This is a genomic window from Nocardioides albidus (assembly GCF_006335005.1).
In the GTDB taxonomy this organism is placed as follows: domain Bacteria; phylum Actinomycetota; class Actinomycetes; order Propionibacteriales; family Nocardioidaceae; genus Nocardioides; species Nocardioides albidus.
The window spans coordinates 31,376-44,013 of record NZ_VDMP01000013.1 but is presented as its reverse complement, the minus strand read 5'-3'; the positions used below and the strand labels follow the sequence as shown (position 1 = coordinate 44,013).

9 protein-coding genes are annotated in these 12,638 nt (G+C 71.4%); 3 read left to right on the top strand and 6 right to left on the bottom strand.

The annotated features are described in order from the left end of the window. Positions 1–228: 228 nt before the first annotated feature. Positions 229–450 carry a DUF7455 domain-containing protein gene (locus FHP29_RS01835; protein WP_139621172.1) on the bottom strand — a complete coding sequence of 74 codons (222 nt, stop codon included), beginning with the start codon at positions 448–450 and terminating at the stop codon, positions 229–231. A 291-nt stretch (positions 451–741) separates the two neighbouring features. Between FHP29_RS01835 and FHP29_RS01830 the strand changes: the two genes are divergently transcribed. Both FHP29_RS01830 and FHP29_RS01825 read left to right on the top strand, forming a co-directional pair. Next, the gene (locus FHP29_RS01830; protein ID WP_139621171.1) at positions 742–2,814 is read left to right on the top strand and encodes a DNA gyrase/topoisomerase IV subunit B; all 2,073 of its coding nucleotides are present in this window, start codon (positions 742–744) and stop codon (positions 2,812–2,814) included. A 10-nt stretch (positions 2,815–2,824) separates the two neighbouring features. Then, the gene (locus FHP29_RS01825) at positions 2,825–3,193 is read left to right on the top strand and encodes a hypothetical protein (RefSeq protein WP_139621170.1); all 369 of its coding nucleotides are present in this window, start codon (positions 2,825–2,827) and stop codon (positions 3,191–3,193) included. 63 nt (positions 3,194–3,256) lie between these two features. Here FHP29_RS01825 and FHP29_RS01820 read toward each other — a convergent pair whose 3' ends face one another. From FHP29_RS01820 to FHP29_RS01800, 5 genes are all read right to left on the bottom strand, one after another. Further along, positions 3,257–4,132, bottom strand: coding sequence for a hypothetical protein (locus FHP29_RS01820; protein ID WP_139621169.1), 876 nt, complete (start codon positions 4,130–4,132; stop codon positions 3,257–3,259). A 264-nt stretch (positions 4,133–4,396) separates the two neighbouring features. Further along, positions 4,397–4,891 (bottom strand): beta-class carbonic anhydrase, encoded by a 495-nt coding sequence (locus FHP29_RS01815; protein ID WP_139621168.1) that lies wholly within the window; start codon positions 4,889–4,891, stop codon positions 4,397–4,399. A gap of 9 nt (positions 4,892–4,900) precedes the next feature. Further along, positions 4,901–6,601 (bottom strand): MFS transporter, encoded by a 1,701-nt coding sequence (locus FHP29_RS01810; RefSeq protein WP_139621167.1) that lies wholly within the window; start codon positions 6,599–6,601, stop codon positions 4,901–4,903. Positions 6,602–6,606: 5 nt separating this feature from the next. Continuing rightward, a complete protein-coding gene (locus FHP29_RS01805) occupies positions 6,607–7,326 on the bottom strand; it encodes an LppX_LprAFG lipoprotein (RefSeq protein WP_139621166.1) in 720 nt (239 codons plus the stop codon). Positions 7,327–7,330: 4 nt separating this feature from the next. Beyond that, entirely contained in the window at positions 7,331–9,808 is a 2,478-nt protein-coding gene (locus FHP29_RS01800) for a DNA gyrase/topoisomerase IV subunit A (protein WP_139621165.1), read from the bottom strand. A 70-nt stretch (positions 9,809–9,878) separates the two neighbouring features. On the opposite strand from FHP29_RS01800, the gene FHP29_RS01795 reads away from it, so the two are divergent. Next, on the top strand, positions 9,879–12,602 hold the full coding sequence (locus FHP29_RS01795) for a bifunctional acetate--CoA ligase family protein/GNAT family N-acetyltransferase (protein ID WP_240044241.1): 2,724 nt from the start codon (positions 9,879–9,881) through the stop codon (positions 12,600–12,602). Positions 12,603–12,638 lie beyond the last annotated feature (36 nt).

The following is a 12,638-nucleotide window of genomic DNA, read 5'->3' as shown; positions in this document are numbered from 1 at the left end:
CCGACTGGTGTCCGGTCTCGAGGGCGCAATGGCGTGTGCCGGCGGTGGGGAGCCGTGGGTGGCGCGGGTGGAGGACGCCGTCCGCGCGGGCAGCGCCGACAGGGACGACCTGCGTCTCACCGAGGCCGCGGTGGTCGTTGCGCCTGTGGGGTGAGGGCGGAAAAGCGCCGCGGCCCCGAGGGATCTCGGGGCCGCGGTCAGGATCGCCGTCGCTGGCGACCGTCGCTGTCAGTCGGCAGCCGGTGCCGGCTTGATGGTGAGCTTGTGGGTCTCGTCGTGGACGGCGATGGCGACGTCCTTGAGGGCATCTCCGTGCTCGCGGGCGTGGTGGGCGCAGAAGAGAAGCTCTCCGCCCGACGCGAGCTCGACGCGCAGGTAGGCCTGGGCGCCGCAACGGTCGCAGCGGTCCTCCGCGGTGAGCGGCGCGCTGGGAGCAATAGCTGTCGTCATCTCGGGCCTCTCTTTCGTACGATCAACACCCTCATCGGGCGTCGTCCGGATCAACGTAGCGACTGGATCAAAGATTCCCGTCTTCGTGTGGTCCAACCCACGTCGATCACTTCCACCATCCAAGCATCCGCGCGGGTCTTCTTCGGTGATTTTCCACTGCCCGAAACAAGGTTGTGACCATCCGATCGACCAGACCGGATGGCCCGTCCGTGTGCCTGCACCGGCGCCCGGCGTGTCGCGGGTAGATTCATGTCCTTGGAAGTACCCGTTCGTCACGGTTAGGAGCCGGTCATCGCCGACAACACCTACAACGCAGCACACCTCCTGGTCCTCGAGGGCCTCGAAGCCGTGCGGAAGCGTCCCGGGATGTACATCGGCTCCACCGACACCCGGGGGCTCATGCACTGCCTCTGGGAGATCATCGACAACGGCGTGGACGAGGCGCTCGGCGGCTTCGCCCACCGGGTCGAGGTGATCCTGCACGCCGACGACTCCGTCGAGGTGTACGACGACGGGCGCGGCATCCCGACCGACAAGGAGCCCAAGACCGGGCTCCCCGGCGTCGAGGTCGTGGCGACCAAGCTGCATGCCGGCGGCAAGTTCGGCGGCGGCTCGTACGTCGCCACGGGCGGTCTGCACGGCGTCGGCCTGTCGGTGGTCAACGCGCTGTCGAGCCGGATGGACATCGACGTCGACCGCTCCCCGGCCAGCCAGGGCATCAGCTTCCAGCGGGGCGTGCCCGGTGTCTTCGACGGTGAGGGCCCGAGCGCGACGTTCACCCCGCGATCCGGGCTGACCCGCAAGGGCGGCCGGGTCGCGAAGGGCAGGTCCGGCACCCGGATCCGGTTCTGGCCGGATCGGCAGATCTTCACCAAGGACGCCGAGTTCGTCCTCGACGGGCTGATCGGGCGCGCCCGCCAGACGTCGTTCATCGTCCCCGGCCTCGAGCTGGTGATCAGCGACCAGCGGGCCGCCGACAAGGCCGAGTGGACCGAGGAGAAGTTCCGCCACGACGGCGGCATCGCCGAGTTCTGCGACTACCTCGCGACCGGCGAGCCGGTCACCGAGGTGCTCCGTCTCCAGGGCAGCGACGTGTTCACCGAGACCGTCCCGCTGCTCGACGACAAGGGCCACATGACCCCCCAGGACGTCGAGCGCGAGCTGACCGTCGACGTCGCCGTGCGCTGGGGCAGCGGCTACGACACGGAGCTGCGCTCGTTCGTCAACGTGATCGCGACCCCGAAGGGCGGCACCCACGTCTCGGGCTTCGAGGCGGCGCTCACCAAGACCTTCAACGACGCGATGCGGGCCTCGAAGGCGCTCAAGGTCAACGACGACGACGTCATCAAGGACGACATCCTCGAGGGCATGACCGCGGTGGTCACCGTCCGCTTGGCGGAGCCGCAGTTCGAGGGCCAGACCAAGGAGATCCTCGGTACGCCGGCCGCGCGCACCGTCGTACGCAAGGTCGTCGCCAAGGAGCTCAAGGACTTCCTGACCTCGACCAAGCGCGCCGAGAAGGCGCAGGCCAAGCTGCTGATGGAGAAGGTCGTCTCGGCGTCCAAGACCCGGATCGCGGCCCGACAGCACAAGGAGACCCAGCGCCGGAAGAACGCGCTGGAGTCCTCGACGCTGCCCGCCAAGCTCGCCGACTGCCGCTCGGGCGACAACGAGCGCACCGAGCTGTTCATCGTCGAGGGCGACTCGGCCCTCGGCACCGCCAAGCTGGCCCGCAACGCCGAGTTCCAGGCGCTGCTGCCGATCCGCGGCAAGATCCTCAACGTCCAGAAGGCGTCGGTGGGCGACATGCTCAAGAACGCCGAGTGCGCCTCGATCATCCAGGTCGTCGGCGCCGGCTCGGGGCGCACCTTCGACCTCGACGCCCGGCGCTACGGCCGGATCATCTTCATGGCCGACGCCGACTCCGACGGCGCCCACATCCGCACCCTGCTGGCGACGCTCTTCTTCAAGTACATGCCCGACCTGGTCAAGGCCGGCCGGGTCTACACCGCCGTCCCGCCCCTGCACCGCATCGAGATCTCGAACCCCCGCAAGGGCCAGGAGAAGTACGTCTACACCTACTCCGACGACGAGCTCCAGCGGAAGCTGGCGGAGCTGAAGAAGAAGAACGTGCGCTGGAAGGACCCGGTCCAGCGCTACAAGGGCCTCGGTGAGATGGACGCCGACCAGCTGGCCGAGACCACGATGGACCCGCGCCGCCGCACCCTGCGCCGGCTGACCGTCGACGAGTTGGAGATGGCCGCCGACGTCTTCGAGCTGCTCATGGGCAGCGACGTGGCGCCACGCAAGGAGTTCATCATCCAGGGCGCCTACGAGGTCGACATGGAGACCCTCGACGCGTGAGGCTGAGCGCATGAGCGCCGATCGCACCGCTGTCGTCAAGCTGCTCAAGTCCCGCGGCGCGAAGGCCCGGCGAGGTCACCTGCGCATCCCCGTCGGCGACCTCTTCTGGTACGTCGACGTGCTGGCCGACGGCGTCGGCCCGGCGGCTCCGCTGCGGCTCGAGGTCGGCTGCTGGACCGCTGCGCTGCCGCCCGAGCCCGACGGCGGCGCCGTCGACTGCCCGCTGCTGATGGACGTCCCCCTCGGCGGCGACCCGACCGGCGCCACCGACGCCCTCCTCGACCGGGTCACCGCGATCGGCGACCTCGCCACCCTCGGGCGCACCCTCACCGACCTGCCGGGCGCGCTGGTGGACCAGCGGCTGCGGGACCTGCTGTAGCAGTCGGCGTACCGCGAAAGACGCGTACGGCAGGTTCCGGCCGGCGAAATCCTGCCGTGCGTGTCACCTGCCGTCCTCGGCGAGCGCGATCATGAGGTCGCGGTGGTCGAGGATCTCGTCGAGCGGTGGTGGAGGCGGACCGAGCTGCCAGCGCTGCGGGTGGCTGCCGGCTCGTGCTGCCGCGGCCTCCATCCGTTCGACCACCACCCGCGGCTCGCGGACGTCGGCGCCGACGACCTCGACGTACTCCAGTCCTGCCCGGCGGAACAGGTCCTCCCGGCGTACGTCGTTGCGATGGCGCGAGCGGTGTCGGTGGATGGCCCCCGCGAACTCGCCGACGATGCCGCGCTCGGGATCGATCAGGTCGGGGCGGCCGATGAAGCGGCCATCGGGATCGAGGACGTCGCGGTTGACCAGCGGACGCGGCCACCGAGCGTCCATCTGCCAGATCAGTCGGAACCGGGTCTCCTGCGGGGAGGCACTGTGCTCGTCGGCCAGAGCGAGTGCGTCCCGAGCGAGGCTGCTGCCGCGGGCGCCCGGGCGCCGGTCGAGGTCGGCGGCGATCCTGCGGATCGACGTCAGTCGCGCAGCCATGGCCATGTCGAGAGCCACGACGGTCTCTCGCAGGTCGGCCAGTCTGGCGACATGGTCGAGTAGAGCGCGCTCGGGAGTCGTGCATCGCACGCCGCGTACACACACGATGTCGTCCGCTGGGACGCGACCGCGGAGCACCAGCACGTCAGGCGTGGACCGGAGCCGGGTGTCGCCCTCGATCAGCGGAACGGGGACCGGTGTCGTGCCGTCGGGCCCGAGGCCGTCGAAGTAGGCGGCCCGGTGCAGGCGCAGGGCCGCCCATCCCGTGACGACGCCGCGGCCGTGTGAGCGTGCGAACGCCTCGACGATGCGTTGCTCGGGAACCGCCTCTACCGCCGTGGGCACGTAGAGATTCACGCCGGTGCGGCGCCACCGCGGTCCGGCGGCTTGGCCGCGCGTCGGGCCGGCTCGTCCGGTGGGGTCGACCGGGGCCGGCCAGGTGACCGGTGGTGTGCGCGTCAGCCGGGGCTGCCACTCGTCCGTCATGCTGGCTGGCCTGCCCCCGGCGACAAGGCCGGGAAACGCGCGCTCCGGAGCCTGTGGACGACCGCGGTGACCGGCGGATGACACCCACGGCAGGCTCCGGCGCCCCAGAACCTGCCGTGGGTGTCAGACCTCCTGGCTGAGCAGGCCCGTGTCGACGTCGTAGATGAACCCGCCGACCTTGACCGAGTCGGGGATGAGCGGGTGCGAGGTGACCTTACGGACGTCCTCGGCCAGTGCGGCCTTCTGGTCGGCGATGACGTGGAAGGGGTGCCAGGTGACGTCCTGGCCGACCGCGGCGCCGATCTTGTCGTGGATCTCGGCCTCGGTGCTCGACGCCATCGCACAGCGGGTGTGCGGGATCACCAGGATCCGGTCGACGTTGAGGAGGTGGGCTCCCAGGACCAGTGCCTCGAGGGCCGCCTCGGTGACGCGTCCGCCCGGGTTGCGGAAGATCTTGGCGTCGCCGTAGTGGAGGCCGAGCATCCGCAGCGGGTCGATCCGGGAGTCCATGCAGGTCACGATGGCCACACCGGCGTGGGCCTTGCCGTCGAAGCCGCCCTGGTCGAAGGTGTCGGCGTAGTCGCGGTTCGCCTTCAGCAGATCGTCGAAGTCACCCATACGACTAGGTTATCCAGCCACGCGCAGAGCCACCGCGGTGTCCACGTCGCGGGTACGTGCGGGGGAGAGCACGATCACGGCGAGGACGGCGGCGACGAGCGCCGCGACGCCCGCTCCGCGGAACACGGCCTGCTCCTGGAGGATGCCGAGCGCGGTGATGCCGAGGCTCGGGTCGGCCTCCTGTGCGGCGTAGAGGCGGCGCAGCCCGATGGTCGTCAGCGCGGAGATGCCGACGAGCATGCCGATCATCCGCGCCACCACCACCAGAGCACTGGCCAGGCCGTGGGTGTCGTCGGGGGTCGTGGCGAGGATGGCGGCGTTCACCGGCGCCAGGGCGAGTCCGAAGCCGAGACCGCCGACCACGAGCGGGACGTTCGAGGCGACGGAGTCGAGGCTGTGGGCGTCCCATTGGCCCATCACGAGGAAGGCGCCGCCGGCGGCGACCATCCCGACCGCGGTGAGGACGCCGGCGTTGGCCCGCCGGAGCAGCCAGCCGCCGATCACCGCGCCGACCGGCAGGGCGGCGAGGAAGCGGAGCAGCACGAGCGCCGCGCCCAGCTGCGAGTCCTGCTCGGTGGTGGTGCGGGCGAAGAGCGGGATGTCGACGAGGGCGGCGATGAGCGCCCAGCCGACGAGGAAGCTGACCGCGAGCGAGCCCCAGGCAGGCACCGGGCGCAGGACGCCGCGCGGCACGATCGGCGCCTCGGCGCGGCGCAGATGCACGACCAGCAGGACGAGCGCCACCGCGGAGCCGGCCAGGAACCAGGGGCCCTGCGGGGAGAACACGGCCACTTCCGGGTCGGCGGTGGCGAAGGCGAGCACGATGCCGCCGAGTACGACGGCCAGGAGGCCCGCGCCGGGGAGGTCGGCCGCCAGCAGGTGGGCGAGCCAGCCGCGCAGGTCCACCACGGCCCGCGGCCGGAGCCAGCACCACGCCACCAGCAGGACGAAGGCGGCGACGGTGGCGAGGCCGACCGGGGTGACCCAGCGGCTGCCGCCGTCGACGTACGGGATGAACAGCCGGCCCCAGGTCAGGTCGCGCTGCAGGGGTCCGGGCTGGAGGAAGGTGAGGAGGCCGGCGGCGAGGGTCACGACGACGAGGAGGAGGCCGACCAGGTCGGGGAGGCGGCGGCGTCCCGACGACCTGCCGGGGCCGGCGACGAGGCCGACGGCCAGGACGAGCAGGGCGCCCACGGCCAGGTTGATCGCGAAGATCCCGCGCCAGGAGGTGAAGGACAGGACCAGCGCGCCGAAGAGGGGGCCGAGGACGCTGCCGAACTCCTGGACCGCGGAGACGATGCCGAGCGGCAGCCCGCGCCGCTCGACCGGGTAGAGGGCGGCCACCAGCGACATGGTCGCGGGGACGAGGCCACCGCCGCCGACGCCCTGGAGGAAGCGGCCCGCGACCATGCTCGGCAGGTCGTAGGAGATCGCGGTCACCAGCGAGCCGGCGGAGAAGACCACCAGCGACATCGCCAGCACCGGGACCTGGCCGCGCAGGTCGGCGATGCGGCCGACGAGCGGCAGGATCGCGACGTACCCCAGCAGGAAGCCGGAGACGATCGGAGCGGCCCGCTGCAGCTCCTCCACCGGGATGCCCGCGCCGGCCATCATGTCGGGCAGCGCGAGAACGACGACATAGGTGTCGACCGCGGCGAACGCCACGGCGACCGCGCAGAAGGTCAGCAGCAGGCGGTTCGCCGCGCTCATCGGGCTCATTCGGGGGCCGAGATGTCCTTCGTGACGTCGTACGCGGTGATGTCGATCGTGTAGGTCACCGGCTCGGAGTCGGGGAAGAAGGTGCCGGTGAGGCGTGCGGTGCGCAGGCGGCCCTCGTCGTCGAGACGGTACGTCGCCGCGAAGTCGTCGCCCTCGGCGCAGGGCAGGATCGCGCGGATCGAGTCGCCCGTGGCGGTGCCGGCGTAGGTGTGGAAGATCTCCTTGTTGTCCTTGCCGCCGCGCTCGGACTTGCCGGCCTTCACGTCCGTGCTGCTGGTGAGCACCGACGAGACGCCCGTGGACGGGTCGAGCAGGAGGGCCGGGTCGGGCGCACAGAGATCGGCGGGCTGGTAGCGGTCGGTCCACCCGATCACCGGGGCTTCGATCCACAGCCTGCCGTCGACGGAGACGACGTTGATCGAGCTCGCCTCGAAGCCGCTGACCCGCCCGTTGACCTGGCCCTCGAAGGCCGGCGGGTCGGCGACGATGGTGCCGCTCGCCGCGGCGAGGTAGTCGGTCCCGGGGTCGTCGCCGGTCGAGAGCGAGACCTCGATGCCGCTGGTGTCGTCGAGCAGCCCCTTCGCCTTCGCTCCGGCGTCGGACCACGAGGCGGCCTCGGCGGATCCGCCGCCGTCGTCACCCGAGCAGGCGCTCAGGCCACCGACGGCGACGAGGGCGGAGAGCAGGCCGGCGGCCAGGCGCTTCGAGGTCGTCATGCGCTCACCCTGACACACCGAGGGTGACCAGCAGCGGGCCCGCCGCCGCGGCGAGCGGCTGGCTGCCGGGCGTACCGGATCCGTCGCGGCGGCCGTTGGCCTCCGGCAGGTCGACGGGGGCTCCGCTCGCGGCGGCCGCGCGCGCCGGGGCCGGGCCGGCCCAGGCGAACACGAGGGTGTCCTCGCCCTTGAGGAAGCGGTGGCAGCGGACGCCGCCGGTGGCCCGCCCCTTGGCGGGGTACTCCCAGAAGTCGGTGACCTTGACCGAGCCGGGCTCGGTGCCGGGCAGCGCTGTCGAGGATCCCGACGACGTCACGAGGACCACGCCGCCGGGGGAGTTGAGGTCGAGGACGCCGAACCAGACCACCCGCTCGCCGTCGGCCAGCCGGACCCCGGCCATGCCGCCGCCCGAGCGTCCCTGGGGGCGCACCCCGTCAGCGGGGTAGTGGAGCAGCTGGGCGTCGGAGGTGACGAAGCAGAGCTCCTCCTGGCCGGTGCGCAGCTCGACGGCCCCCACGACCTCGTCACCCTCCTTGAGGCCGATGACCTCCCACTCGTCCCTGCCGAGCACCTCCGGGTTGACCCGCTTCACCACACCCTGCCTCGTGCCGAGCGCCAGGCCGGGCCCCTCCGTGGAGAGCGTGGTCAGCGCGAGCGCGCGCTCGCCGGGGGCCAGGTCGAGCACCTCGGTCAGCGGCAGGCCGCCCTGGAGGTTGGGCTCGTTGGCCGACGGCGGGATGGCCGGCAGGTCGAGGACGGCGAGCCGGATGAGCCGGCCCGCGGAGGTCAGCACGCCGATGTCGGCCCGCGCGGTCGTCCGCACCGCCGAGACGACGACGTCGTGGTTGGCCCGGTCGCCGCCGGTGCCGATCTCGTCGGCGTTGCTGGTCCTCGCGAGCAGGCCGGTCGACGACAGCAGCGCGAAGCAGGGGTCGTCGGCGACCTCGAGCGGTGTGGTCGCGGCGACCGCGGTGGTGCCGGCCGACTCGAGCAGGACGGTACGGCGCGGGGTGCCGAACGTCTTGGCGATCTCGGCGAGCTCGGTGGAGACGACCTTCTTGAGCAGCGCCTCGTCGCCGAGGATCGCGTCGAGCTCCTCGATCTCGCGCCGCAGCTGCTCCTGCTCCTTCTCCAGCTCGATGCGGGAGAACCGGGTGAGCCGGCGCAGCTGCATCTCGAGGATGTACTCCGCCTGGACCTGCGAGAGCTCGAAGACCGTCATCAGCCGCTCCTTGGCGGCCGCCGAGTCGTCGCTGGTGCGGATCACCTGGATGACCTCGTCGATGTCGAGCAGCGCGAGGAGCAGGCCGTCGACGAGGTGCAGCCGGTCGGCCTTCTTGCCGCGGCGGAACGCCGAGCGCCGGCGCACGACCTCGTAGCGGTGCTTCAAGAAGACCTCGAGCATCTCCTTGAGGCCCATCGTGCGGGGCTGGCCGTCGACGAGCGCGACGTTGTTGATGCCGAACGAGTCCTCGAGGGGGGTCAGCTTGTAGAGCTGCTCGAGGAGCGCCTCGGGGACGAAGCCGTTCTTGACCTCGATGACCAGGCGCAGGCCGTTCTGGCGGTCGGTGAGGTCCTTGATGTCGGAGATGCCCTGGAGCTTCTTCGACTGGACGAGCACCTTGATCCGCTCGACGACCTTCTCGGTGCCGATGTTGTAGGGCAGCTCGGTGACCACGATGCCCTTGCGCCGCCCGATGGTCTCCACCCGCGCCGTGGCGCGCATCTTGAAGACCCCGCGCCCGGTCTCGTAGGCGTCGCGGATGCCGTCGAGCCCGACGATCTTGCCCCCGGTGGGCAGGTCCGGGCCCGGGATGAACCTCATCAGGCCGTCGATGTCGGTGTTGGGGTGCTGGATCAGGTGGCGCAGCGCCTGCACCACCTCGACCAGGTTGTGCGGCGCCATGTTGGTGGCCATGCCGACCGCGATGCCCGTCGTACCGTTGACGACCAGGTTGGGGATCGCCGAGGGCAGCACGGTGGGCTCGTACTCGCGGCTGTCGTAGTTGGGCTTGAAGTCGACGGTGTCCTCGTCGATCGACTCGGTCATCGCGACCGCGGGCGGCGCCATCCGCGCCTCGGTGTAGCGCATGGCCGCCGGCGGGTCCTCGCCGCCGGGGGAGCCGAAGTTGCCGTGCCCGTCGACCATCGGCAGCCGCAGCGCCCACGGCTGCGCGGTGCGGACCAGGGCGTCGTAGATCGCTCCGTCGCCGTGCGGGTGGAGACGACCCATGACCTCACCGACGATGCGCGCGCACTTGGAGTGGCCGCGGTCGGGCCGCAGGCCCATGTCGTTCATCGTGTAGAGGATCCGGCGCTGCACCGGCTTGAGCCCGTCACGAGCGTCGGGCAGCGCCCGGGAGTAGATGACGGAGTAGGCGTACTCGAGGAACGACGACTGCATCTCGTCGCGGATGTCGGTGTCGAGGATGTGCTCCTCGAAGTCCTCCGGGAGGGGTTCCTGCTTGCTACGCCGTGCCATGGGGCCCATTCGCTCGGTTGCGTCCGACAAGCCCACCGGGGGCTCGCGGGCGACCAGATAGATTTCTCTCGTGAGCCCCGGCGACCCGACCCCCACCGAAGAGATCGAGGCGCCTCCGGCGCACTGGGAGGGCGACGTCCTGCTGCGGGACGGTCGTACGGCGCACATCCGGCCGATCCGCCCCGAGGACGACGAGCTGCTCGTCGAGTTCTACGCGCGGGTCTCCGACGAGTCGAAGTACTACCGCTTCTTCTCCCCGATGCCGGTGCTCTCCGAGCGCGACGTGCGCCGCTTCACCCATGTCGACAACCGCGACCGCGTGGCGCTCGTGCTCATCCTCCAGGAGCGGATGATCGCCGTGGGGCGCTACGACGTCGTGGAGAGGCACGAGGCCGAGGTCGCCTTCCTCGTGGAGGACGAGCACCAGGGCCGCGGCATCGCGCAGCTCCTCCTCGAGCACCTCGCGCAGGCCGGTCGCGAGCGGGGCGTCGAGCGCTTCACCGCCGAGGTGCTGCCGGACAACACCCGGATGATCCAGACCTTCCGCGACGCGGGCTACAAGGTGGTCAGCGGCTACCACGACGGCGTGATCACCCTGGAGTTCCCGATCGACCCGACCGACACGGCGATCGGCGTGATGCGCGACCGCGAGCACGCCGCGGAGGCCGAGTCGATCGACCGCTTCTTCCACCCGCGCTCGGTCGCGATCATCGGCGCCAGCCGCCGCCAGGACACCATCGGCCAGGTGCTGGTGCGCAACCTGGTCAACGGCGGCTTCACCGGCCGGGTCCATGTCGTCAACCCGAGCGCGCCGGCGGTGTCGGGCTTCCCGGCGTACAAGAACGTCAACGAGGTCCCCGACGACGTCGACGTCGCGATCGTCGCCGTCCCGGCCGACGCGGTCACCGAGGTGGTCCTCGACTGCGCCAACAAGGGCGTGCACGGCCTGATCGTCATCTCCTCGGGCTTCGCCGAGACCGGCGAGGAGGGCCGCCGGCGGCAACGCCACCTGGCCGGGCTGTGCCGGTCCTACGGCCTGCGGCTGATCGGCCCCAACTGCCTCGGCGTGATCAACACCGAGCCGGCGGTCCAGGTCAACGCGTCGCTGTCCTCGGTGATGCCGGCCCGCGGTCGTGCGGGCTTCTTCTGCCAGTCCGGCGCCCTCGGCTCGGCCATCCTCGAGAAGGTCAAGAACCGCGGCCTGGGCATCTCGACCTTCGTCAGCGCCGGCAACCGCGCCGACGTGTCCGGCAACGACCTGCTGCAGTACTGGGAGGAGGACGACGCCACCGAGGTCGTGATGATGTACCTCGAGTCGATCGGAAACCCGCGCAAGTTCTCCCGCATCGCGCGCCGGGTCTCCCAGCGCAAGCCCATCGTCGCCGTCCGGTCCGGGCGCACCACCCAGGGCGTGCCGATGGGGCACACGGTCCGCCGGATCGGCGCCCCGCAGGCCGCGGTGGACGCGATGTTCCGCCAGGCCGGCGTGATCCAGGTCGACACCCTCGACGACATGTTCGACGTCGCCCAGCTGCTCGCCCACCAGCCGCTCCCGCGCGGGCGCCGGGTCGCCATCGTGGGCAACTCCGACGCCCTCGGCCTGCTCGCCGCCGACGCGGCGTCCGCCGTCGGTCTCGTCGTCAACCGCTCGGTCGCGCTCGGCGCCGACGCCACGGCCGAGGACTTCGAAGACGCCCTCGACGACGCGATCGACGATCCCGACATCGACTCGGTGATCGCGGTCTACATCCCGCCGCTCGACGTGTCCGGCGAGGAGGTCGCCAACGTCCTCGCCGCGGTCGGGGAGCAGTCCGACAAGCCGCTGGTCTCCTCGTTCCTCGGCGCGGAGGGCATCCCCGAGCTGCTGCGCGTCCCCGACGTCGCGGGCTCCTCGGCGGGACGCGGCTCGGTGCCGTCGTACCCGGCCGTGGAGGCGGCGGTGCGCGCCCTGGCCCGGGTCGTGGAGTACGCCGTGTGGCTGCACGCGCCCGAGGGTCCGGCCGCCGACCCGGGCGAGGTCGACACGCGCAGCGCCCGGCGCCTGGCCGACCGGGTCCTCGCCGATCCCGAGGTGGTCGCGAACGACCGTGAGGTCGAGCTCGACCGGGACCAGGTGACCGCGCTGCTGCGTGCCTACGGCATCGAGCTGTGGCCCGCGGAGCAGGTCACCGGCGTCGAGGAGGCGGTGGCGGCGGGCGAGCTGCTCGGCTGGGACGTGGTGCTCAAGTCGACCCTGTCGTCGGTGCGCGAACGGCCCGACCAGATCCACGTGTGGCGCAACATCGCCGACGCCCAGGAGATGAGGGAGGCCTGGGACTACCTGGCCGGCCTGATCGACCCCGGTGTCGGGCGGTTCGTCGTGCAACGCAACGCGCCGACCGGCGTACCCATCGCGGTGCGCTCCTTCGAGGACCCGCTGTTCGGGCCGGTCGTGTCCTTCGGGATCTCCGGGCCCGTCATCGAGCTGCTGGGGGACTGGGCCTACCGGATCCCGCCGCTGAGCGCGAACGACGTGTCCGCGATGGTGCGCGAGGTGAAGAGCTCCCCGCTCCTGTTCGGCTATCGCGGCGCCGACCCGGTCGACGTCGGCGCGATCGAGGACCTGATCACCCGGGTGGCGGCGCTCCAGAACGATCTGCCCCAGGTCAGCTCCCTCGAGCTGTCGCTGGTCCTCGCCGGCGTGGACGCGGCGTCGGTCCTCACCGCGTCGGCCCGGGTCGCGGCGGTCAAGGACCCGCGACCGGACTCCCTGGTGCGCCGGATGCCCGACCTCGCCGCCACGATCCCGGAGTAGCTCCGGGGGCAGGTGGCGCGCGGGCCGGCGGTGCCG

Bases quoted from the DNA above. Each gene is read 5' to 3' on its own strand.
- FHP29_RS01835 (WP_139621172.1), bottom strand. From the start codon at position 450: ATGACGACAGCTATTGCTCCCAGCGCGCCGCTCACCGCGGAGGACCGC.
- FHP29_RS01825 (WP_139621170.1), top strand. From the start codon at position 2,825: ATGAGCGCCGATCGCACCGCTGTCGTCAAGCTGCTCAAGTCCCGCGGC.
- FHP29_RS01815 (WP_139621168.1), bottom strand. From the start codon at position 4,891: ATGGGTGACTTCGACGATCTGCTGAAGGCGAACCGCGACTACGCCGAC.
- FHP29_RS01810 (WP_139621167.1), bottom strand. From the start codon at position 6,601: ATGAGCGCGGCGAACCGCCTGCTGCTGACCTTCTGCGCGGTCGCCGTG.
- FHP29_RS01805 (WP_139621166.1), bottom strand. From the start codon at position 7,326: ATGACGACCTCGAAGCGCCTGGCCGCCGGCCTGCTCTCCGCCCTCGTC.
- FHP29_RS01800 (WP_139621165.1), bottom strand. From the start codon at position 9,808: ATGGCACGGCGTAGCAAGCAGGAACCCCTCCCGGAGGACTTCGAGGAG.